Raw genomic sequence first — 22,024 nt, forward strand, 5'->3', positions numbered from 1 at the left:
GTCGGCGTTCCTCCTCCGAGCGGTCCGGGCCCGTCGGTGCCTCGCGCGCGTCGGGCGGGAACACGGTCGGCTGACCGGAACTGCGTCATTCGGGCGGTATCTGGGCAATCTCCTCGCCGAGCAGTGTCGCATACCGTCCGAAATCGTTACGAATGAAAGCGGCGGAGTTACGAGCGATCAGGTCCGCGCTCGTGCGGCACGAAAGCCGTGGCCGCTCCGGACTCCGCACAAGAAAGGGTTTCACGTGAAGTACACCAAGATCGCCGCCGTCGCCGCCGGTACGCTCATGGCCATGGGTGCTGCCGCCCCGGCCTTCGCCGACTCGGGCGCCGAGGGCGCGGCCGTCGCCTCCCCGGGCGTCGTCTCCGGCAACACCATCCAGATTCCGGTGCACATCCCGGTCAACGTCTGCGGCAACACCATCAACGTCATCGGCCTGCTGAACCCGGCCTTCGGCAACGCCTGCGTCAACGACTGATCCAGGCCCGCCGAATTCTCTCGGCTCGAAAAGCCCCGGCCCGCGCTCGCAGTGGTCCGGGGCTTTTCCCGTGCCCGGAACCCACCCGCGCCGGGACTTTTCCGTGGCCGGGCTCCGAAAAATTGCGCACCGTCCAGTTTCCCCGCCGTATCCGGTTCGTTAGCCAGGGAAAGGGCGGCGGAGGACACGGCCGAAGAAGGGCCGTGGGGCGCGGGGACGCGACCGGAACGGCCGCCGCTGAGAAGGGAACCCGAAAGTGAAGTACGCGAAGTCCGCCGCGCTCGTCGCCGGTTCCGTGGTCGCACTCGGCACGGCTGCTCCCGCCTTCGCCGTCACCACGACCACGGCCCCCAGCTTCAGCCTCGACGGAGGCGTCAACCAGGTGGTGGCGGCCGCCCCGCAGGCGGTCGACCCGGTGGTCGACACCGTCAGCGGCGCCGCCGAGCGCCTGCACGAGGACGGCACGGTCACCAAGGTCGCCGACCAGGCCACCGGCGCGGCCAAGGGCGCGGCCCCACTCCTCGGCGGCCTCCCGCTCTCGAACTGAACCGCACCTTTCGGGTGATGTGCCAGAACCATTCCCGCTAGGCCGAGTTGATCAGTTCGCTCGGTACCGGCGGGCAATCAGAGAAAATCCAGAAGGGCAGTTTCATGATCAAGAAGATGATGGCCTCGGCGGCCGTCGCCGCATCGATCGTCGGCGTCTCCGCCGCGGTCGCCCCGTCGGCCATGGCCATCGGCAACGACCAGGGCACCACCACCGTCAACGGCAACGGTGCCATGCAGGCGTACGGCAACTCCGCCACCCACGGTGACTGGAGCCCGCAGTTCGCGCTCATCCAGGGCTCGCTCAACAAGCCCTGCATCGCCCTGCCGGCCAAGGCCAACGTGGGCTCGCTGCTCGGCGTCGTGCCGATCTCGGTCCAGGACATCAACGTGCTGTCCTCGCCGCAGAACCAGCAGTGCACCGAGAACTCCACCCAGGCCAAGGGCGACGAGGCCCTGTCGCACATCCTGGACGACATCCCGATCCTCTCGGGCAACGGTGCCGGCAACAACTGACCGGCACTGACGGCGCACCCCACGCGGCCCGGCGGTCGCCCGAAAGGGCGGCTCGCTGGGCCGCTTGCCGTAGTGCGGGCGGCCGCTTCCCGCCGCAACGGGTAGGGCCTCCGCATGGACCAGCAGCACAGCCGGCACCCCGACAGCGCAACCCCGATCTACGACCGGCTCCTCGCCGAGTGGCGGGCCGCCCGGGCCGTCCCGGCCCCGGGCCCCGGCCCCGCCCGCGCGGGCGGACTCGTGCCCCCGGCGCGCACCTCGGGCGAGGCGGGCGGCCGGGGCTGACTCCGGGCCGTCGAACTCATGCGGGATCGAACCCATTTGGGTGGATCAGCGGAACCGAAGCGTCCGCACGGGGTTGATCAGTACGTTCCAGAGCGGAACGCTCCGAAAGGTGAAGCGTGATGAAGAAGATGATGGCCGGCGCGGCAGTGGCCGCGTCCCTGGTCGGCCTGTCGGCCGCCGCAGCCCCCTCGGCCATGGCGATCGGCAACGACGGGGGCACCACCTCGGTCAACGGCAACGGCGCCGCCAGCTCGTACGGGAACAGCGTGACCCGGGGTGACGGCAGCCCGCAGGCGCAGCTCATCCAGGGCTCGCTGAACGACCTGTGCCTGGGCGTCCCGGTCAAGGCGAACGTCGGTTCGCTGGTGGGTCTGCTGGTGCCCGTCGCCGTCCAGGACGTCAACGTCCTGTCCAACCCGCAGAACCAGCAGTGCGCCGACAACTCCACCCAGGCCAAGGGCGACGAGCCCCTGTCGCACCTGGTGGACGACATCCCGGTCCTCTCCGGGAACGGCGTCGCCAATAACTGATGGCGCACCGCGCCCGCGCCGTCCGTCCTGTGCGGCGTGTGCGCGGAGGGTATGACGGAGGCCCACCACCCTCGCCGGGTGGTGGGCCTCTTCCGTGGGCCGGGTCAGCCGAGGCTGCGTACCGGGAGCACGCAGAGCGCCGAGGTCGCGATCACGTCCGGGTCGCCCGCGAAGGCCCGCAGCTCCGCCTCGCCGATGGGGAGTCCCGGAGCGCCCTGCGGCCAGGGGCGGGTCGCGAACATCGCGTGCACCTCGCCCTGTTCGTTCGCCGCCGCCAGCCACTCGGGCGGCACCGGGTACTGCGCCTTGAAGTGCGGCAGCGTCAGCACGGCCTGGCCGGCCTGGACGAGGAGCTTCACGGGGAGGCCCGGCGTCTCGTCGGCCCGCACCGGCTCACCGCCGACCGTGAGCCCGCTGCGCTGCAGCGCGATCCGCATGGCGTGCTCGCCGGCCGCCGGGCCGTCCGATCCGTCGCCCAGCGAGTAGGCGAGCAGGAAGGCGGCGTCGCGCCCGCTCTGCCGGTACTCGCCGCTCCAGCCGATCAGGATGAGGGTGCCCAACTGGGCCTGGGTGAACGTGCCGGTGGCTGTCTGGGGGGAGGTCATGTGCGGCACCCTAACCGTCCGCGACCGGTCGAACTCCATGCGTATCACCCGATCGGGGGACGACTGCCCCAACTGGTCCGCGCGAAATAATCGGTTGAGCCGCTGGACCGCCGGGGGTTATGGTCTGCGACGAGACGGACGGCGGACCGGCCGCCGGAACCGGACCCGGACGAATGCGGAGGTGAGGACATTGACGACGGTCGTTGCGGTGGGCGCTGCCCACGAGTCGAAGTTCCTCTGTGTCACCTCCGTGGCCACCGGCTGACCTCTTCGCGCCTCCACGCGCATGGCCGGGCCACCCTGTGAAGGGTTCCCCTTGTCTCTCCCGTCTTTCTCCTCCTCCCTCTCCTCCACCGCCTCGCACCCGCTCGCCGCATACGGCTGGGACGACGACTGGGCCGCCGAGTTCGCCCCGTACGCCGCCCAGGGTCTGGTGCCCGGACGCGTGGTGCGCGTGGACCGCGGGCGCTGCGACATCGTCACGCCCGAGGGCACGATCTGGGCGGACACCGCCTTCGTCGTGCCGCGCGACCCGATGCGGATCATCTGCACCGGCGACTGGGCGGCCGTCGACGCCGACGGCGACCCGCGCTTCGTCCGTACGCTGCTGCCGCGGCGCACCGCCTTCGTGCGCTCCACCTCGTCCAAGCGCTCCGAGGGCCAGGTGCTCGCCACCAACGTCGACCACATCGTCATCTGCGTCTCGCTGGCCGTGGAGCTGGACCTGGGCCGCGTCGAGCGGTTCCTGGCCCTCGCCATGTCCAGCTCCGGCGGTGACGCGCTGCTCGGCGACGCCGCCGGGGCGGGCGAGCGGACCGCCGAACCGCTCGTCGTCCTCACCAAGGCCGACCTGGTCCCGGACGCGGTCACCCTCTCCCATCTCGTCCAGGACATCGAGCGCATCGCGCCCGGTGTGCAGGTCCTCCCGGTCAGCTCGACCACCGGCGAGGGCATCGACGTGTTCTCGGCGATCGTCTCCGGCGGTACGAGCGTGCTGCTCGGAGTCTCCGGCGCCGGCAAGTCCACCCTCGCCAACACACTGCTCGGCCAGGACGTGATGGAGGTCCAGGCCGCCCGTGACGTGGACGGCAAGGGCCGGCACACCACCACCACCCGCAACCTGCTCGTGCTGCCCTCGGGCGGGGTCCTCATCGACACCCCCGGACTGCGCGGGGTCGGCCTCTGGGACGCGGGGGTCGGCGTCGGCCAGGTCTTCTCGGAGATCCAGGAACTGGCCGAGGGCTGCCGGTTCCACGACTGCGCCCACGAGGCGGAGCCCGGCTGCGCCGTGCGGGAGGCGATCGAGGACGGCACACTGCCCGAGCGCCGCTTCGACAGCTACCGCAAGCTCCAGCGCGAGAACCAGCGCATCGTCGCCAAGACCGACGCCCGCGTCCGGGCCGAGATCCGGCGCGACTGGAAGCGGAAGGGGGCCGAGGGCCGGGCCGCGATGGAGGCCAAGCGCGGCGGGCTGCGGTAGCCGGACCCCGTGGTCCACGTCCGAAAACCGCGAGTGAGGCGTCCCGGCGGGGCGCACACTGGACGGTGTGATGGACGAGGAGAGCAGGTACGAGGCGGTCAGCAGCCGCGACGCCCGTTTCGACGGCGAGTTCTTCTTCGCTGTCGAGACGACCGGCATCTACTGCCGGCCGAGCTGCCCCGCCGTCACCCCCAAGCGGAAGAACGTCCGCTTCTACCCCACGGCGGCGGCCGCCCAGACGCACGGCTTCCGGGCGTGCCGCCGCTGCCGCCCGGACGCCGCCCCCGGCTCCGCCGAGTGGAACGTCCGGGCGGATGTCGTCGGGCGCGCCATGCGGATGATCGGCGACGGCGTGGTGGACCGGGAAGGCGTCCCCGGGCTCGCCCACCGGCTCGGCTACAGCTCCCGCCAGGTGCAGCGCCAGCTCAACGCCGAACTGGGCGCCGGACCCGTCGCCCTGGCCCGCGCCCAGCGCGCCCACACCGCCCGGGTCCTGCTGCAGACCACGGTCCTGCCGGTCACCGAGATCGCCTTCGCGGCCGGGTTCGGCAGCCTGCGCCAGTTCAACGACACCGTCCGGGAGATCTACGCCCGCACCCCGAGCGCCCTGCGCGCCGAGGCCGGTACGGGGCTGGGCATCGCGGTCCGCCGGGCCGGCACCACCGGCATCCCGCTCCGGCTCGCCCACCGGGGGCCGTACGCCGCCGGTGACGTCTTCGACCTGCTCGCCACCGGCCCGGTCGCCCGCGTCGAGGAGATCACCGGGGCGCGCGGCCGCCGTACCTACCGGCGCACGCTGCGCCTCCCGTACGGCACCGCCGTCACCTCCGTGGACGAGCGGTCGGCCGGGAACTGGCTGGACGCCCGCATCCACCTCACCGATCTGCGCGACCTGACCACGGCGGTCCAGCGGCTGCGCCGGCTCTTCGACCTCGACGCCGACCCGTACGCGGTGGACGAGCTCCTGTCCGCGGACCCCTCGCTCGCCCCGGACGTCGCGGCCCGGCCGGGCGTGCGCTCGCCGGGCGCGGCCGACGCCGAGGAGTTCGCCGTGCGGGCGCTGGTGGGCGACGCGGCGGCGGAGGGGCTGGTCGAGGAGTACGGCAAGGCGCTGGACGTGCCGTGCGGCGCGCTGACCCACGTCTTCCCCGAGCCGGCCGCGCTCGCCGATGCGGCCGGGGACCCGGCCCTGCGGGCCCTGGCGGCCGCGCTCGCCGACGGCACCGTACGCCTGGACGCGGGCGCCGACCGCGACGAGGCCGAGCAGGCACTCCGCCGGCTGCCCGGCATCGGCCCCGCCACCGCGGCCCTGATCCGGATGCGCGGCCTGGGCGACCCGGACGTGGACCCGTACGGCATGCCGGCCGCGACCGGCTGGCGCCCCTGGCGCTCGTACGGGGTGCGGCGGGCCAGGTCCCGGGCTCAGCCCCAGATCAGCGCGCCCAGCCAGGCGCCCGTCACCAGCAGGCACGCGAAGAGCTCCACGAGTACCGAGTAGCCGGTCGCCCGCATCACCGAGCGGACCGACGCCCAGCCCGCGCCCCGGCTGCCGAGGCGCAGCCGTTCCGCCCCGAAGATCACCCCGACGTATCCGACGACCGCCCCGACGACGGGCAGCACGAAGAAGCCGACGATCGCGCCGAGCCCGCCCAGCAGCAGCGTCCGGCGTGGCGCCCCCGACTCACGGGGCCGGCGCGGCGGCAGCAGCGGTTTGAGCGCCTGGTTGAGCAGCAGCAGCGCCGTGGCCCCGATCAGGACGGCCCACGCGGCCGGGGTCATGTCGGTGAGCGCCCACCACAGGACGGCGGCCCAGACGATCGCCTGCCCCGGCACGCCCGGCACCAGCACGCCGATCAGGCCGAGCAGCATCACCAGTCCGACGGCGACGAGCTGCCACACACTCATCTGACCAGCGTGCCGGAGTCCACCCGGTCCCGCCCGTTCTGACCAGGGGTGCTAGCGGGCCACCCAGCCCCGTTCGTACGCATGCCAGCCGAGCTGGAGCCGCGTGGAGACGCCGGTCAGCTCCATCAGGCCCTTGACCCGGCGCTGCACGGTCCGCAGGCCCAGGTCCAGCTGCTTGGCGACGCTCGCGTCGGTCAGGCCGGCCAGCAGCAGTGACAGGATCTCCAGATCGGTCGGGTCCGGTCCGCCCGGCTGATCGAGTACCGCGCCGCTCTCGCCGAGCCGCAGCGGCATGGCCTCCCGCCACACCGCCTCGAAGAGCCCGGTCAGCGACTCCAGCAGCCCCGAGGCGTGTACGACCAGCGCGGCGGGCTCCGCGCCCCGGCCGGTCAGCGGCACCATGGCGAGCGCCCCGTCGGCGATCACCAGCTTCGTCGGTACCCGGGGGACCACCCGGCACTGCTCGTCGCGGCTGAGCGCCGCCGACAGCTCCACGAGCCCGGACTCCAGGCCCAGCACCTCGCGCTCCACGACCACCCGGAACGAGACGCCGCGGGTGGCCGCCTCCTCCTCCGACTCGTTGTCCAGGCCGCTGACCGCGATCGGCTTCCCGGTGACGAGTGCGCACACCTCGCTCGTCGCGCCCAGCTGGAGCTGGTGGAAGCGGTGGGCCACCGCGCTCGCCCCGGTGACCACCTCGACCAGGTCGTGGACGGCCGGTTCGGCGGCGTCGGCGCGGTACTCCTCGGCCAGCAGCACCGCCGCCAGTTCGGCCTGCTCCAGCTGGTGGCGCTGCTGGGTGAGCAGGGCACCCAGGGCGACCCCGGGCGGCGCCGCCACCCAGCGGCCCGTGCGGGCGGAGGACTGGGCGGCCAGGCCGTGCTGTTCCAGCCGGCGCAGCGCGCGCTCCGTGTCCTGCTCGGGGAGCGCCAGCCGGTGCGAGAGGTCGGAGACCTCGGCGGCCCCCAGCGCCACCAGTGCGCGGTAGGCCGATTCCTGCCGCTCGTCGAGACCTATGGCTGCCAGCATCCCCGACCCCTCCCCGGACCCGTGCGTACGCGTCTTGGCGTATCCCGGGTGGCGAAAAGTCGCCACGGCGTGATCTCGCCACGCACATCATCGCCGTTGCGTGCGCCACTCTGCCAATGTGGCGGCACAGCGGGGCCGGCGGCCTTGTCCGGCACCCGCTTCCCGGACCGGGCCGCCGGGCGTCCCTCCCGTGGGGGGTGGGGGCGCTCGGCGGACCCATTTTGCTGATGCCCGTTTTCGTACGGCCCCCGCGGTCGACAATAAGGACATGAGTCAGCAGGGGGAGAGGCCCGCGGCCCACGAGGACGACTGGTGGCGCAGGCTGTACGACGAATCCGCCCCGGACACCGGGGCGAACGGGACGGCCGACAGTCTCGACGACCGCTTCGACTCGGCGTCGGACACGGTGGCGTCCGAGAGGGGCGCGGCGTACGGGGTGCCGGGGGAGATACCCGGGCCCAGGGCGGAGCCGCGGCCGGTGGGGCCGGCGGCGGTCACCCGGCCGGCGGACACGGGGCCGGACACCTCGCCGGGCGTGCTCGCGCGGCCGCCGGGGGAGACGCCGCCGGAGCCGGCCGCCCGCGCGCCGTGGGACGTGCAGGCGCCGCCCCGCGCGCCGTGGGAGCCGATGACCGGGCCCGCGATCCCGCGCACCTTTCCGGGCCCACCGGCCCCCGAGCCGCCCGCCCCGGAGGACCCCCGCGTCTCCGCCGGGCGCGAAGCGCCTCCACTGCCCAGGCGGCCCGTCGGCGAGCGTGCCGGGGCGGACGAACCCGCCCCGGACGAGGCGCCGGTGGAGCCGGCCGACGCGCCCCGGCCCCTGGTCGCCCACGTCGGGGCCCGGCCGCCCACCTACGACGCCGAGCCCACGGCGTTGCCCGCCTCCGACCCGTACGAGCTCGACCGCGTCGTTCCGGACACGGTGCTGGACGGTGCCACCTACGGGACGTACACGCTGCGTGCCGCGTCCGTACGCGGCGACTCGGCCCGGTTCCGGGGCGAGCCGCGCCGGGACGCGCTGCTGACGGCGCGCTTCGGCAGCGGGGAGAACGCGCTGGTGCTGGTGGCCGTCGCGGGCGCGTCCCGGGGTGCGGAGGGGGCGCACACGGCGGCTGCGGACGCCTGCCGCTGGATCGGCGAGGCGGTCGGGCGCAGCCATGCCCGGCTCTCGGACGACATAAGGGCGGGCCGCCGGGCCGACCTGAAGTCCGGGCTCCACCGGCTCACCGACCGCGCCTTCGGCAAGCTGCGTGCCCGGGCCGCCGAACTGGGCGTGGAACCGGACGCGTACACCGCGAGCCTCCGCTGCCTGCTGCTGTCCGCCGACCCCGGATGCCGCACCCGGGTCTTTTTCGGCATCGGCGCCGGCGGCCTCTTCCGGTTGCGCGACGGCAGCTGGCACGACCTGGAACCGGCGCTGCCGCCGCCCGCCGCGCTGAGCGGGGAGCCCGTGGTCGGCTTCGGCTCCGCGCCGGAGAACCCGCCGGAGAGCGGGCCCGACGGCGACCGGCTGACCATGGACCTGGACATCGTCACCGGCCCCGCCCCGTATGTCGAGGACCCGCTCCCGCCCCCTGCCGAACCGTTCCGCTTCCGCGCCTCCGTCGCCCGGCCGGGGGACACCCTGCTGCTGTGCGGGGCGGGCCTCGCCGATCCGCTGCGCGGTGAACCGGAGCTGGCCGCCGAGCTCGCCACACGCTGGTCGCCCGTGGAGGCGCCGGGGCTGGGGGCGTTCCTCGCGGACGCCCGGATCCGGGTGAAGGGGTACGCGGACGACCGGACGGCGGTCGGTGTCTGGGAGGCGTAACGGCGCGCGCCATGGGTTGATGGATTCCGGACACCCGTCCGGGCCGGGGTTTGGCGCCCCGCGTCCCGGACAGCCGGACGTGCACGGAGCACAGGCAGAGGGAGTGCGTCACCCATGGCCAAGCAGAACGTGTCGGAGCAGTTCGTCGACATCCTCGCCCGGGCGGGCGTGAAACGCCTGTACGGAGTCGTCGGGGACAGCCTCAACCCGGTGGTCGACGCCGTACGGCGGCACGCGGACCTCGAGTGGATCCAGGTCAGGCACGAGGAGACGGCGGCGTTCGCGGCCGGCGCGGAGGCGCAGATCACCGGGGACCTGGCGGCCTGCGCCGGGTCCTGCGGGCCCGGCAACCTGCACCTCATCAACGGCCTGTACGACGCCCATCGCTCCATGGCCCCGGTGCTCGCGCTGGCCTCGCACATCCCGTCGAGCGAGATCGGCCTCAACTACTTCCAGGCGACCCACCCCGAGCTGCTCTTCCAGGAGTGCAGCCACTACAACGAGATGATCTCCAACCCGCAGCAGATGCCCCGGCTGCTCCAGACCGCCATCCAGCACGCGGTGGGCCAGGGCGGGGTCAGCGTCGTGACCATGCCGGGCGACGTCGCCGGGCAGCCCGCCCCGGAACGGTCGGCCGAACACGCCCTGGTCACCTCGCGCCCCACCGTGCGGCCGGGTGACGGCGAGATCGAGAAGCTGTGCCGGATGGTGGACGAGGCCAAACGGGTGACGCTGTTCTGCGGCAGCGGCACGGCGGGCGCGCACGCCGAGGTCATGGAGTTCGCCGAGCGGATCAAGTCCCCGGTCGGGCACGCCCTGCGCGGCAAGGAGTGGATCCAGTACGACAATCCGTACGACGTCGGCATGAGCGGGCTGCTCGGCTACGGCGCCGCCTACGAGGCCACCCACGAGTGCGATCTGCTGATCCTGCTCGGCACCGACTTCCCGTACAACGCCTTCCTGCCCGACGACGTGAAGATCGTGCAGGTCGATGTGCGGCCGGAGCACCTCGGCCGGCGCACCAAGCTGGACCTGGCCGTCTGGGGAGACGTCCGCGAGACCCTGCGCTGTCTGACTCCCCGGGTGAAGGTGAAGAACGACCGCAAGTTCCTCGACCGGATGCTCAAGAAGCACGCCGACGCCCTGGAGGGCGTGGTCAAGGCGTACACCCGCAAGGTCGAGAAGCACGTTCCGATCCATCCCGAGTACGTGGCCTCGGTGCTGGACGAACTCGCCGACGACGACGCCGTGTTCACCGTCGACACCGGCATGTGCAATGTCTGGGCGGCCCGCTATCTGACGCCCAACGGCAAGCGGCGGGTCATCGGTTCGTTCAGCCACGGTTCGATGGCCAACGCGCTGCCGCAGGCCATCGGCGCCCAGTTCACCGACCGCGGCCGGCAGGTCGTGTCGATGTCGGGCGACGGCGGGTTCACCATGCTCATGGGCGACTTCCTGACCCTCGTCCAGTACGACCTGCCGGTCAAGGTGGTCCTCTTCAACAACTCCTCGCTGGGCATGGTCGAGCTGGAGATGCTGGTCGGCGGTCTGCCGTCGTTCGGGACGACCAACAAGAACCCGGACTTCGCGGCCGTGGCGCGCGCGGCGGGGGCGTACGGCGTCCGCGTCGAGAAGCCCAAGGAGCTGACGAGTGCTCTCAAGGACGCCTTCAAGCACAAGGGCCCGGCGCTGGTCGATGTCGTCACCGACCCCAACGCGCTCTCCATCCCGCCGAAGATCAGCGCGGACATGGTGACCGGCTTCGCCCTGTCCGCCAGCAAGATCGTGCTCGACGGCGGGGTGGGCAGGATGCTCCAGATGGCCCGCTCCAACCTCCGGAACGTGCCCCGGCCCTAGTCGGACGTGGCTGACTCAGGATCACGAGGGCGCGCGTGACGCGCCCTTGGCACCTCAGGAACCATGTGACATATCACTGCCGTGTTCACGAGGCAGCCTCTGGATGTTGTCGTCGTCGGAGCCGGTGTCGTCGGCGCCGCCTGCGCGTACTACGCCACCCGGTCCGGTCCCACGGGCGCGGTGCGCGGCGTCCGCACCGGGGCCGGTGACCTGCTCGCCCCGGCCGTGGTCAACGCGACGGGCGTACGGGGCGGGGAGTTCGCCGCGCTGGCCGGGGTGGAGCAGCCCGTCCTGCCCCGGCGCGGGTTCGTCCTGGTGACCGAGCCGCTGGGTCCGCCTGGCTCACGGCGTGCGCGGTGGGCAGCTGCGGCACCGCCACCAATCCGCCGGCCGAGCCCACGGCCCGGTGCACCGGTACCGACCCCCGTGAGCTCGGCCAGGACTGCGCCCGCGACGGCCAGTACGCCGGCCTGGGCAACTACGCCTGCCTGTACCTCTCCATACCCGCGGGCACCGACCGGCTGACCATCACCACCAGCGGCGGCACCGGCGACGCCGACCTCTACTACAGCGCCACGGGCTGGGCGACCACGGGCTCGTACACCGCCAAGGCCACGGGCAGCGGAAACGCGCACACCCTCACCGTCGACCACCCGGCCGCCGGGACGCACTACATCAGCCCGTACGGCGTGCGGGACTTCGGGGAGGTGAGCGTCGCCACGAGCTACTGACCCCGCACGCCCTCAGAGCAACCGAAGCGCGTCCGCGCCCGCCCGGTCCCGGATGATCTCCACCAGCCGGTCGAAGAGGGTCGGACCGCGCCCCGCAGCCGCCTGCGCACACTCCTCGCGCAGGCGGCTCCGGTTGCTCTCATGGGCGCGGGCGGCCAGCCGCTCCAGATGGCGGGCGGTCTCCGCGTGCCCCAACGCCCGCGCGGACAGGGCGTGATCGCGCCACTCGAAGACGAAGTCACCGTCGTCCGGCGCACCCATGCCACCGCTCAGGCAGTCCGCGAAGGCGTCGAGATTCCGCCCGAAGTAGCCACCGGGCCCGTTCACCGCCTCACCGACCACGGTCCAGAAGCTGTCCAGGCCGGTGATCCGGGAACCTTCGAGCACATAGGTGACGGTCATGGGGACGACCCTACGGGGGCCGGTCAGCAGTCGTGGTCCACCAGGTCGAACGTCTCGTAGTGGTCGGCGGTGTAGTAGTCCTCCCGGTTCTCCTCGCCCGTGACGATGCGCCGCGCGCCACGCGTCGGGGAGCCGGGGGTGATGACGGTGTACTCGTGGTAGTAGCCGGTGCCCTGCGCGGGCAGGACACCCTCGCGGTTCTGGAAGACGGTGCCGTCCTGGTCGTACGGGAACGGGCCGCCGGCGTCGATGAGGTCCAGGGTGTCGTGGGCCTGGGACGGCAGGTCCGAGTAGCAGACGTTGCCGACCGATGCGGCCGTCGCCGAAGCGGTCGCCGTGACCGGGCCGCCGACGAGGAGAGCGGACAGGAGGGCGGCCGCGCCGCCGAGCGTGGTGATCCGTGGGGGGATTCGCATGCTCCATGATGACGCGCGTAGACAGCAGCGCGTCAACGCCAACTCGGGTGAATTCTTCGGGAGTTAACCGTGGAGAGGGAACACACGCCGTTTCCCGGGGCTCCGCAGTGCCACCCTCGTGCGACGCTCGAACGGCAGTCCGTGAGTGCTCACGGGCTGACGGAGCGCCAGATGTGGTGAGGGACCGTGCGGACGGCCTCCTCGATGTCGATGTCGCCCACCGCGAGCCAGCGCCGCGCGATGCTCGTCACCGGCCCCAGGATCAGTGACTCCAGGACCGGCAGCGGCAGCGCGACCAGCTCGCCCGACTCCCGGTGCGCGTGGAGCCAGGCGGCGAGCGGGGCGAGCCGGGCCTCCTGGGCGCCCCGGAGCTGCCGCGCGTTGGTGATGGCCTCGCGGTCGACGGTGACCGAATGCATCAGCCGGGCGGCATCCGGATGTTCCTGGATGAAGCGGAGGTACGCCTCCGTGAGCGCGCACACCCCGCCGCGCGCGTCCGTGACCTGTTCCAGCGCCTCGGCCACCTCGCCTAGGAGGCGGCCCAGCCAGGACTGCGCGAGGGCGAGGACCACGCCCTGGAGGCTGCCGAAGTGGTGGTAGATGCTGCCCGCGCTCACGCCGCTGGCCGAGGTGATGGCGTTCAGCGTGAGACCGGCCTCACCCTGGGCCGCGTACAGCTCCAGGGCGGTGTCGAGCACCTGGGCGGCCGTGGCCTCCCCGCGCTGTTGCTTCGGACTCATCGACGCAGCCCCCCGCTTCCGGAATCCCTGGCTCCTCATGGTGGTGCCGGGAACAGCCTAGAAGAAGATTCCGGAATTGTTTCCGGAAGTTGTTCCAATAGGCGTCCGCTTTGCTTCACACTGAACGTTCGTCGCGCCAAGTCGCGGCATCGGACGGGGATTTCAAGTGACGGAGGCGGTCCCGGGGGCCGCTGTCCGGGACATACGGGGAGCGCTCGGACATGACCGGCGTGAACAACGACGACCACGCGGACCATGAGGACTACCTCGACGGAGGCATCAAACCGCTGACACCGACGGACCCGTCGCGCGTCGGGCCCTACCTGCTGCTCGGCCGGCTCGGCGCCGGCGGCATGGGCCGGGTCTACCTCGCCCGCTCCGACGGCGGGCGCACGGTCGCGGTCAAGGTGGTGCACGCGGAGCACGTCGCGGACCCGCAGTTCAGGGGCCGCTTCCGGCGCGAGGTCGAGGCGGCACGGCGCGTCGGCGAGCGCTGGACCGCGCCCGTCCTGGACGCGGCACCGGACGCCGAATTCCCGTGGGTGGCCACGGGTTACGTGCCCGGGCTCTCCCTGGAACAGGTCGTGCGGGGCCACGGCGCGCTGCCCGCCGCCTCGGTGCAGGAGCTCGCCACGGGGCTGCTGCACGCGCTCAAGGACATCCACGCGGCGGGCATCGTCCACCGCGACCTCAAGCCCTCCAACGTGATGCTCACGATGGAGGGGCCCAAGGTCATCGACTTCGGGATCGCCCGGGCCGTGGGAACCGCCGTCGAGTCACTGCTCACCAGTACCAACATGATGATCGGCACCCCCGGCTTCATGGCCCCGGAGCAGGTGCACGGGGAGAGCGCGGTACCGAAGAGCGACGTCTTCACCCTCGGCTGTGTCCTGACGTACGCGGCGACCGGGACGCTCCCCTTCGGGCACGGGGCGAGCAATCAGCACGCGATCATGTACCGGATCGCGGAGGCCGAGCCCGAGCTCGAGCGGGTCCGGGACACGGATCTCAAGGCGCTGATCGCCCGGATGCTGGTCAAGCCGATCGAGGACCGGCCCTCCGTGGACCAGCTGCTGGCCGAGCCGGGGCGCGAGTCCGGTCCGGTCACCTCCTCCTGGCTGCCCGCCGCCGTCGTGAGCCACCTGGCCCGCCAGTCGGCGCAGTTGCTCGACGCGGAGGCGGAGCCGCTGCGGCAGGAGGCCGACCGCGCGACGGTGGACCTCCGGGCGGCACCCGAAGCGGCGGCGGAGGGCGAGAAGACGGCGGAGAAGCCGAAGCGGGAGAAGCGGCGCCGCCCCTGGTTCGTCGCGGTCCCGCTGGTGGTCGTGATCGGCGGTGGCGGCGGCACGCTGGCCGTCCTCCAGCCGTTCAGCCACGACGGCGCCGACGCGCACGCGGCGCCCCCGGCCGCCACGTCGACGGGCCCGACCGCCGCACCGGAACCCTCGGCGGCGGGGAGCGCGTCGCCCACCGGCAGCAAGAGCCCGAAGGCGTCGCCCAGCAAGAAGAAGGCGGACGCCGGCAAGGACGGGAAGGACGGCAGGGACGGGGAGCCGGGCAAGGACGGCCAGAGGGCCGGCGACACGGGCGGCGGCTCGTCCTCCGGCGGTTCGTCGTCCGGCGGCTCGTCCACCGGGAGCTCCTCCGGCGGTGGTTCGTCCTCCACCGGGGGCGGCGGATCCACCACGACCAGCGGCGGCAGTTCGGGCGGCAGCACCTCGGGCGGCTCCACGAGCACGTCCGGCGGCGGGGGTTCCACCAGCACCTCGGGCGGCTCCACCGGCGGATCGGGCGCCGGTACCACGGTGCCGGCGGCGTTCGTCGGCACCTGGAAGTACGGGGAGACGTACAACCCGGGCCAGCCCGGCACCGTCACCATCTCCAAGAGCGGAGTGGTGCGCCTCAGCGACTACGTGTACAACAACTGCCCGTACGAGGGAAAGGTGACGTCCAGCACCAGCAGCCGGCTGAACGTGGGCACCCTCAAGCTCGTCGGCCCCAACCCCGGCTACTGCTACACCGCGACGGGCGCGACCTTCTTCGTCACCAACGGCAGCGGCATCCAGCACGACGTCAGCGGGATGAAGTACTACTACAAGCGGGCCTGAGCCCCACACGATTCCCCCGGGTCCGAAGGGCTCCGCAAGCGTGACAGCCGGTAGGCGGGGCATGCATTGCGTGAGCACCTTCGAGACAGGGGGCGAATGACTGTGTGGGCGGGGGAAACGATGGAGCGTCACGAAGAGGCCCGGATGCATCGCAGGGTGGACCGGGCCGATCTGGCAGCCGTGGGAGAAGTCCGTGGCGCGGTGAGGGAGTTACTGCGCTACCGGTGGAAGGAGGAACCGGCACAGGTCGCCGAGCTGCTGCTCAGCGAGCTGGTGACCAACGCCCTGGTGCACACGGACGAAGGCGCGGTCGTCGCCGTGAGCGTCGCACCCCGCCGCCTTCGCGTGGAGGTGCGGGACTTCGTCCCCGGAATGGCCGCCGAGCCGCACGTACCGCCCGCCGACGACGGTACGCACGGCCGGGGACTGGTCCTGGTGGAGAGCCTTGCCGACTCCTGGGGGATCAGCCCCCGCTCGCTGGGCAAGGTGGTGTGGTTCGAACTGGACGGCGAACGGCCCTGACGGTCCTTCCGGACCACCAGGGCCGTTCGCGTTCATCCGCTGTCCCGTGTCAGCCGAACTGCTGCTCCAGGTCCTTGAGTTTCTGCTCCAGCGAATCGAGCCGGGGCAGGGCCTGGGTGTCGTCCTCTGCGGTGAGATCGACCGGGGCCGACTCGCTCGCGCCCAGTTCAGGGACGCTCGCCGAGTTCGAGTGGTTCACGGCTTGCAGGGATGGCCGGGGTCGCAGGGGCAGCTGACCCGGCTCGGATATGGCGGGCTCCGCGACGGACTGCGCGGAGCCCGTCGCCGGCGCCAGTGCGGCCACCTCGACCGGGGAGCCACCCCGTCCGAGCCGGCCCCAGGCCCGGTTCTGCCGGTTCAGGGCCTTGATGTGCGCCCGGTCCAGCTTCTCCTGGTCCCTTCTGCGGAGACGGTTCTGCTCTTTCTCCCTGCGGTCCTCGCGTACCTCGTCCACCGCCTCGTCCAGCGTGCGCACGCCTTCGAGGAGCATCAGCGACCAGGCGCCGAAGGTCTCCCGGGGCGCGCGCAGCCAGCGCACGATGCGGATCTGCGGCAGCGGCCGGGGCACGAGGCCCTGCTCGCGCAGCGCGGCCCGGCGGGTCTGCTTCAGCGCGCGGTCGAACAGCACGGCGGCCGAGAGCGACATGCCCGCGAAGAAGTGCGGGGCACCCGCGTGGTTGATGCCGCGCGGCGCGTGCACCCAGTTGAACCAGGCGGCGGCGCCGGCGAAGGTCCACACCAGGAGGCGCGAGCCGAGCGCGGCGTCCCCGTGGCTGGCCTCCCGTACGGCCAGGACCGAGCAGAACATCGCCGCCCCGTCCAGGCCGAAGGGCACCAGGTACTCCCAGCCGTCGGAAAGGCCGAGGTTCTGCTCGCCGAAGCCGACGAGCCCGTGGAAGGAGAGTGCGGCGGCGACCGCCGCGCAGCAGAACAGCAGCACGTACGAAGCGGTGGCGTACAGCGCTTCCTTGCGTCTGCGCCGCTCCTCGCTGCGTTCCCAGCTGTCGTCGGCCGAGGCTGTGTCAGAGGCGCGCTTGCCGCGCGCGACCACCGCCACCGCCGCCATGACCCCCACGAGCAGCACGGCGCCCGGAAGCAGCCAGTCAAGCGATATGTCGGTCAGTCTCATGCGCGGTCCCTTGCGTCACGTAGGGCGTTTCGGGCGCCATCGTGGCGGAAATTCCCTCCCGTCCAGGCGGTTTCGGGGCAAGAGAACGCCAACGGGGTGCAGGAGACCGTCGATATGGACGATCTGGTCGAACGCCCTTCAGCGGTGTGCGCATGATGTTCGAATACGTGCCACCCGTCCGGGCGGTGTGGATCCGGCGGAGTGGATCAGGGTGCGGGCGTCAGTTTGCGGACGCGCTCCTCGTCGCACGTACGCGGGCACGTGACACAGGTGTCCTCGGGGCGCAGCGTGTAGAAGAGGCAGCAGCTCGCCCGGTCCCGGGTCGGCAGCGGCTCGCCGTTCGGCCCGGTCAGCTCGCGGAAGCCCGCCGTGCCGACGTACGGTCCGGTGGTGCCCGGCAGCAGCGCCTCCAGCTCCCGCATGGCGCGCTGCTCCTCGCCCAGCAGATGGGCGATGTACCAGAGGCCCTCGACGATCTCGTCGGTCGCCATCCCCCACAGGGCCCGCTTCCCGCGCCGCATCCGCGGCCGGAAGCCCTCAAGGACCGGGGCCAGGTGTTCGGCCACCGCGTCCAGTACCTCGGCCCGCAGCGCCGCCTCGTCGGCCACCACCCGGGCCCCCGGCAGCCCGGCCGCCGGGTCGTCGGGCAGGCAGGCGAACTCCCGCACGCGGAGCGTCAGATGGCCCAGCGCCCGCTGGAACGAGACGTCCTGGACCGGGACGCGGGGCACCCGGCGGTGCAGGAACCACGGCACCGTCACCAGCAGACAGGCGGGCCAGGCGTACCGGTGCAGCCCGAAGCTGGCGATCACGTCGGGCCGGCCCTCCTGGCCGTAGTCCCGCCGCACCTGTTCGGCGTCGAAGGCGAGGAACGCGTCCAGAGCCTCGCCGCCGGCCGCCAGCTCGTGCGAACCCACCCAGCCGGCGCCCCCGGGGGCGCTCTCGCCGTCGGCCAGGATCTCGGCGCGCAGCCCGGGGAAGACCTCGGTCAGGCGCGCGTAGGCGTCGGCCACGGGCGAGGCCGTCACCGCGGGGAGCAGGGCGGGCAGGGTCATGCGGGGACCACCGATTCACGATCGTCAGCAGGTAAGCCTTACCTTACCCTGCTGGATCGATGTGTGAACCGGGGGCCGTTACGCCTATCGTGCACACAGGGCGCCCGACGCGCGAGCGCGCCCGTGACCGGCCGAGGAGGTGCCCGTGGAGCAGGGCGGAGCGCGCGAGGAGGTGCGTCCCCCGTACGGCGGTGTCCCGGCCGTCCGGGTGCCCGAGCAGGCCCGCGGCGAGCACACCCACGGGGAGCCCCCGCACGAGGCGTCCGCCCCCCGCGTCCAGGTGCGCCGGCATTCCGTGCGCGGCCAGATCCTGGAGGCCCTGCGCGCCGCCCTGGTCGACGGCGAGCTGGTGCCCGGCCAGGTCTACTCGGCGCCCGCGCTCGGCGCCCGCTTCGGCGTCTCGGCCACCCCGGTGCGCGAGGCGATGCAGCGGCTGGCCACCGAGGGGGCCGTGGAGGTCGTGCCGAACCGGGGCTTCCGGGTCGCCGAGCGCGGACCGCGCGAGCTGGCGGAGCTGGCCGAGGTCCGCGCCCTGATCGAGGTCCCCGTGATGCTGCGGCTCGCCCGCACCGTCCCGCCCGCCCGCTGGTGCGCGCTGCGCCCGCTGGCCGACGCCACCGTGGCCGCGGCGGCCGTCGGCGACCGGGCGAGCTACGCGGAGGCGGACCGGGCCTTCCACGGCGCGGTGCTCGCCCTCGCCGGGAACCACAGTCTGGTGGCCGTCGCCGACGACCTGCACCGCCGCTCCCAGTGGCCCCTGGTGGATCACCCGGTCACCCGGCGCGCCGACCTGCTGGCCGACGCCTCCGAGCACACCGCGCTGCTGGACGCGCTGATCGCCCAGGACGTGGCGGTCGTCCAGTCGCTGGTACGCGAGCACTTCGCGGGCGCCGACGGCTGACCCCGTAAGCCCTGGTGCGTACGGGGACGGGCCGGCGCCCGCTCTCAGTTCGCCTCGACCGTCTCCGGCGGGGGCTGGTCCAGGTGCGGGCCCAGCCAGGTCGGGACGCCGCCCAGCAGCCGGAAGAGCCGGGCCGCCTCGGCGCGCAGCCGGGCCGCCGCCTCCGGCTCGGACTCGGCGTCGGCCAGCGCGATCAGCGCCGGGGCCGTGCCGACCAGGTAGCCCAGCTCCTCCCTTATCCGCAGGGACTCCGCGAAGCCGTGCCGGGCCTCCGCCAGCTCCCCCTCGCGCAGGGCGATCAGGGCGAGATGGCGCCAGGTCGAGGAGAGCAGCAGCGCGTCGCCCTGCGCGGTGGCGCCGGCGTGGGCCCTGCGGTAGGCGGCCCGGGCGGCCTGCGGGGAGTCGGCGATGTTCTGCGCGATCAGGCCGCGCCGGAAGTCGAGCAGCGGCCGGCCCTGGGCGGCGGGGGAGAGCAGGGCGGCGGCCCGGCCGAGCGCCACCCGGGCCTCGTCGGCCCGGTCCCGCACCCCGAGCAGGGTCGAGGCGTACGCGAGGTATCCGCGCTCGCAGGCCGCCGCGCCGCGCTCCTCGTCGTCGTGGGCCATGGCCTCGGCGGTGCGCAGGGCGTCCTCGGCGTCCGTCCAGCCCTGCCCGGTGTACAGGCACCGCTCGGTCAGCAGGGCCGTCCGCTGGAGGGCCGCGGCCGGGTCGGTGGCGGCGTCGTGCTCCAGCAGGGCCGCGGCGTCCGTCCAGCAGGCGCGCGAGCGCAGCCGCCATACCGCGGTCTGGAGCGGAGGATCGTCATCTGCTGTCGTTCCGGAACCAGACATGGCGGTATGCGCCACATTGCCCTCCCCGAGCGCGCCTTCGAGCTGTTGAGTATGGGCCGCATCACAGCATGGAATGGCACGCCGGGCCAAGAGGTCGAGGCAATGTCAGGTGAAACTTTTCACAATCGGTGGCACGGGGCCGGACACCCCCCGAGCCCTTGTCCGGCCCGGGATTTCAGCTCATCCGCAGGGCGAGGAAGAAGTCGAGCTTGTCCTCCAGGCGCGCCAGATCACGCCCCGTCAACTGCTCGATTCGCCCGACCCGGTAGCGCAGCGTGTTGACGTGCAGGTGAAGCCGGGCCGCGCAGCGGGTCCACGAACCGTCGCACTCCAGGAAGGCTTCCAGGGTCGGGATGAGCTCCGCGCGGTGGCGCCGGTCGTACTCGCGGAGCGGGTCCAGCAGCCGCGCGGTGAACGCCCGGCGCACGTCGTCCGGGACGAACGGGAGCAGCAGCACGTGCGAGGCCAGCTCGTGGTGGCCGGCCGCGCAGACCCGGCCGGGCCGGGCCGCCGCCACCCGGCGCGCGTGCCGGGCCTCCTCCAGGGCGCCGCGCAGCCCCTCCGCCGAGTGGACCGAGGCGCTGACACCCAGTGTCAGGCGGCCGTCGTCGCCGAGGCCCGCGGAGAGCGGGGCGCGCACGGCGGCGAGCAGCGCGTCGGCGTGCAGGGCGGGTCCGCCGCCGTCCGCGCCGCCGCCCTCCGCGCCGCCGTCGGACGAGCCGTCGGGCGCGTCGCCGGCCGCCCCGTCCGCCCGGTCCGGGGCGGCGGGCAGCGGCACCAGGGCGATGGCCTCGTCACCCGTGTGGGCGACGGCGATCCGGTCCGCCGAGTCGGGGCCCGTCACCGCCGGGTCGACCAGGATCTCCTCGAGCAGCGCCTGGGCGACCGGGCCGCCCGGGACCCGGGACGTGCCGTCCTCGTCCCACTCGACCCGGGCCACCACCACCTGCCAGTGCGGCGCGGTGCCGAGGCCGGGGAGCAGGACCGGGGTGGCCACGCGCAGCCGGGCGGCGATCTCGGCGGGCGCGGCGCCCGCCTGGACCAGTTCCAGGACCTCCTGGGCGAGCCTGCGGCGCACCGTGCGGGCCGCGTCGCGCCGGTCGCGCTCGACCGCGATCAGCTGGGTGACGCCCTGGAGGAGGTCGAGCCGCGCGGCCGGCCAGTCGCTCGCGTCGGCCTCCACGGCGAGGAGCCAGTCGGAGAGCACCGACTCCCGCACGTCGCGGGCGGGCGGGACCGCGCCGCCCCGGCCGTTGTTCCGGATCGGGAAGAGCGAATACGTCGTACCGCCGAGGGCGGCCCGGTGCGGGGCGCGGCGGCCGGAGCGGACGGCGGCCAGATGCAGCCCGGCCAGCTCGGCCCCGGCGGCCGCGGACAGCGGGGCGCCCGCGCCCGCGATCTGCCGCCCGGTGGGGGAGAGCACCCAGGCGTGGAGGTCCAGGTCGGAGCCCAGGAGATCGAGGACCACCTCGGGGCCGCCGCCGGTCGGGCCCGAGGTCATCAGCCTGCGGTGCCGGTCGACCACGGCGGCCAGGTCGCCCGCCCGCTCGCCGGACACCTGGCGCACCACGTACTCGGTGATCGTTGCGAAGGCGACCGTCTCGTGGACCGCGAACAGCGGCAGCCGGTGCCGGTGGCACGCCTCCACGAGATCGTCCGGGATGTCCCCGAGCTCCGCCTCGCCCGCCGCGAGCCCGGCGACCCCGGCGCCCGCCAGGATGCGTACGAAGGGCTCCGAGTCCTCGGCGTCCCGGCGCCAGGCCAGGCCGGTGAGGACCAGCTCGCCACCGGTGAGGTAGCGGCTCGGGTCGCGCAGGTCGGTCGTCATCACGCCGCGGACCGACCGGTCCAGCTCCTCGTCGCCGCCGAGCAGCCGCAGGCCCAGCGCGTCGTTCTCCAGCAGTGCGCGCAGCCGCATCCGGTCGCCGCCGATCTCTTTCGTTGGTACGGGTGAAGTCTGGGTATTGCGGTGAGGCTGTTGAGCCCCGCCATTCGTTCGAATCTACAAGACATGAGCGGAGACCAGCCAACTCCTTCATGGGTTCGGTGACTGCACCAGGTGGAGCAGGGCTTGTGTACTGGGCCACACACCGCGTGAACAAGACATGAACAAGTTCGAGGGCCGGCCGTCACCCAGCCCCGCGCAGACCCG

22 protein-coding genes and 2 pseudogenes are annotated in these 22,024 nt (G+C 73.1%); 14 read left to right on the forward strand and 10 right to left on the reverse strand.

Going from position 1 to position 22,024, the window contains the following annotated elements; translation table 11 throughout:
- Positions 1-244 precede the first annotated feature (244 nt).
- The 5 genes from ABZ565_RS20440 (at position 245) to ABZ565_RS20460 (ending at position 2,355) form a co-directional block, all read left to right on the forward strand.
- Positions 245-478, forward strand: coding sequence for a chaplin (locus ABZ565_RS20440; RefSeq protein ID WP_361028521.1), 234 nt, complete (start codon positions 245-247; stop codon positions 476-478).
- A gap of 256 nt (positions 479-734) precedes the next feature.
- Entirely contained in the window at positions 735-1,025 is a 291-nt protein-coding gene (locus tag ABZ565_RS20445; protein WP_361028524.1) for a hypothetical protein, read from the forward strand.
- A gap of 104 nt (positions 1,026-1,129) precedes the next feature.
- Positions 1,130-1,540 carry a rodlin gene (locus ABZ565_RS20450; protein WP_018100605.1) on the forward strand — a complete coding sequence of 137 codons (411 nt, stop codon included), beginning with the start codon at positions 1,130-1,132 and terminating at the stop codon, positions 1,538-1,540.
- A 114-nt stretch (positions 1,541-1,654) separates the two neighbouring features.
- A complete protein-coding gene (locus ABZ565_RS20455) occupies positions 1,655-1,825 on the forward strand; it encodes a hypothetical protein (RefSeq protein WP_361028528.1) in 171 nt (56 codons plus the stop codon).
- A gap of 119 nt (positions 1,826-1,944) precedes the next feature.
- Positions 1,945-2,355, forward strand: coding sequence for a rodlin (locus tag ABZ565_RS20460; RefSeq protein WP_361028531.1), 411 nt, complete (start codon positions 1,945-1,947; stop codon positions 2,353-2,355).
- 104 nt (positions 2,356-2,459) lie between these two features.
- Here ABZ565_RS20460 and ABZ565_RS20465 read toward each other — a convergent pair whose 3' ends face one another.
- A complete protein-coding gene (locus ABZ565_RS20465; protein WP_361028534.1) occupies positions 2,460-2,960 on the reverse strand; it encodes a DUF5949 family protein in 501 nt (166 codons plus the stop codon).
- A gap of 316 nt (positions 2,961-3,276) precedes the next feature.
- Between ABZ565_RS20465 and rsgA the strand changes: the two genes are divergently transcribed.
- Both rsgA and ABZ565_RS20475 read left to right on the forward strand, forming a co-directional pair.
- Positions 3,277-4,440 (forward strand): ribosome small subunit-dependent GTPase A, encoded by a 1,164-nt coding sequence (gene rsgA, locus ABZ565_RS20470; protein ID WP_361028537.1) that lies wholly within the window; start codon positions 3,277-3,279, stop codon positions 4,438-4,440.
- Positions 4,441-4,510: 70 nt separating this feature from the next.
- A complete protein-coding gene (locus ABZ565_RS20475) occupies positions 4,511-5,938 on the forward strand; it encodes an AlkA N-terminal domain-containing protein (RefSeq protein ID WP_361028933.1) in 1,428 nt (475 codons plus the stop codon).
- Here ABZ565_RS20475 and ABZ565_RS20480 read toward each other — a convergent pair.
- Together ABZ565_RS20480 and ABZ565_RS20485 are read right to left on the reverse strand one after the other, a co-directional pair.
- Entirely contained in the window at positions 5,863-6,345 is a 483-nt protein-coding gene (locus tag ABZ565_RS20480; protein ID WP_361028540.1) for a DUF456 domain-containing protein, read from the reverse strand. The genes ABZ565_RS20475 and ABZ565_RS20480 overlap by 76 nt on opposite strands.
- 51 nt (positions 6,346-6,396) lie before the next feature.
- Entirely contained in the window at positions 6,397-7,374 is a 978-nt protein-coding gene (locus ABZ565_RS20485) for a helix-turn-helix domain-containing protein (RefSeq protein WP_361028543.1), read from the reverse strand.
- Between the two features lie 268 nt (positions 7,375-7,642).
- Here ABZ565_RS20485 and ABZ565_RS20490 point away from each other — a divergent pair, with 268 nt between their 5' ends.
- From ABZ565_RS20490 to ABZ565_RS20505, 4 genes and pseudogenes are all read left to right on the forward strand, one after another.
- The gene (locus tag ABZ565_RS20490; RefSeq protein WP_361028546.1) at positions 7,643-9,181 is read left to right on the forward strand and encodes a protein phosphatase 2C domain-containing protein; all 1,539 of its coding nucleotides are present in this window, start codon (positions 7,643-7,645) and stop codon (positions 9,179-9,181) included.
- Positions 9,182-9,295: 114 nt separating this feature from the next.
- Positions 9,296-11,038, forward strand: a complete 1,743-nt coding sequence (locus ABZ565_RS20495; RefSeq protein ID WP_361028549.1) for a pyruvate dehydrogenase — start codon at positions 9,296-9,298, stop codon at positions 11,036-11,038.
- A 165-nt stretch (positions 11,039-11,203) separates the two neighbouring features.
- Positions 11,204-11,377 (forward strand): annotated as a pseudogene (locus ABZ565_RS20500) (FAD-dependent oxidoreductase); the annotation flags it as partial.
- Positions 11,371-11,769, forward strand: a pseudogene (locus ABZ565_RS20505) (PPC domain-containing protein); the annotation flags it as partial. The pseudogenes ABZ565_RS20500 and ABZ565_RS20505, both read left to right, overlap by 7 nt.
- Before the next feature lie 12 nt (positions 11,770-11,781).
- Here the strand turns inward: ABZ565_RS20505 and ABZ565_RS20510 are convergent.
- From ABZ565_RS20510 to ABZ565_RS20520, 3 genes are all read right to left on the reverse strand, one after another.
- Positions 11,782-12,171 carry a barstar family protein gene (locus ABZ565_RS20510; protein ID WP_361028552.1) on the reverse strand — a complete coding sequence of 130 codons (390 nt, stop codon included), beginning with the start codon at positions 12,169-12,171 and terminating at the stop codon, positions 11,782-11,784.
- A gap of 23 nt (positions 12,172-12,194) precedes the next feature.
- Complete coding sequence (locus ABZ565_RS20515) at positions 12,195-12,587, reverse strand: ribonuclease domain-containing protein (protein ID WP_361028555.1); 393 nt, start codon at positions 12,585-12,587, stop codon at positions 12,195-12,197.
- A 149-nt stretch (positions 12,588-12,736) separates the two neighbouring features.
- Complete coding sequence (locus ABZ565_RS20520) at positions 12,737-13,327, reverse strand: TetR/AcrR family transcriptional regulator (protein WP_361028558.1); 591 nt, start codon at positions 13,325-13,327, stop codon at positions 12,737-12,739.
- Positions 13,328-13,548: 221 nt separating this feature from the next.
- Here ABZ565_RS20520 and ABZ565_RS20525 point away from each other — a divergent pair, with 221 nt between their 5' ends.
- Positions 13,549-15,435 carry a protein kinase gene (locus ABZ565_RS20525; RefSeq protein ID WP_361028561.1) on the forward strand — a complete coding sequence of 629 codons (1,887 nt, stop codon included), beginning with the start codon at positions 13,549-13,551 and terminating at the stop codon, positions 15,433-15,435.
- Positions 15,436-15,591: 156 nt separating this feature from the next.
- Positions 15,592-15,957, forward strand: a complete 366-nt coding sequence (locus tag ABZ565_RS20530; protein WP_361028937.1) for an ATP-binding protein — start codon at positions 15,592-15,594, stop codon at positions 15,955-15,957.
- A gap of 49 nt (positions 15,958-16,006) precedes the next feature.
- Here the strand turns inward: ABZ565_RS20530 and ABZ565_RS20535 are convergent, their stop codons facing one another.
- Together ABZ565_RS20535 and ABZ565_RS20540 are read right to left on the reverse strand one after the other, a co-directional pair.
- A complete protein-coding gene (locus ABZ565_RS20535) occupies positions 16,007-17,086 on the reverse strand; it encodes a DUF2637 domain-containing protein (protein WP_361028564.1) in 1,080 nt (359 codons plus the stop codon).
- Positions 17,087-17,292: 206 nt separating this feature from the next.
- Positions 17,293-18,141, reverse strand: a complete 849-nt coding sequence (locus tag ABZ565_RS20540) for a (2Fe-2S)-binding protein (RefSeq protein WP_361028567.1) — start codon at positions 18,139-18,141, stop codon at positions 17,293-17,295.
- A 145-nt stretch (positions 18,142-18,286) separates the two neighbouring features.
- On the opposite strand from ABZ565_RS20540, the gene ABZ565_RS20545 reads away from it, so the two are divergent.
- Positions 18,287-19,042, forward strand: a complete 756-nt coding sequence (locus ABZ565_RS20545) for a GntR family transcriptional regulator (RefSeq protein ID WP_361028570.1) — start codon at positions 18,287-18,289, stop codon at positions 19,040-19,042.
- A 44-nt stretch (positions 19,043-19,086) separates the two neighbouring features.
- On the opposite strand, the gene ABZ565_RS20550 is transcribed toward ABZ565_RS20545, so the two are convergent.
- On the reverse strand, positions 19,087-19,872 hold the full coding sequence (locus tag ABZ565_RS20550) for a hypothetical protein (protein ID WP_361028573.1): 786 nt from the start codon (positions 19,870-19,872) through the stop codon (positions 19,087-19,089).
- 175 nt (positions 19,873-20,047) lie between these two features.
- Positions 20,048-21,790: a PucR family transcriptional regulator ligand-binding domain-containing protein gene (locus ABZ565_RS20555; RefSeq protein WP_361028576.1), complete on the reverse strand. Its 1,743-nt coding sequence runs from the start codon at positions 21,788-21,790 to the stop codon at positions 20,048-20,050.
- Positions 21,791-22,024 lie beyond the last annotated feature (234 nt).

This window comes from Streptomyces sp. NPDC016469 (assembly GCF_040632905.1).
In the GTDB taxonomy this organism is placed as follows: Bacteria; Actinomycetota; Actinomycetes; order Streptomycetales; family Streptomycetaceae; genus Streptomyces.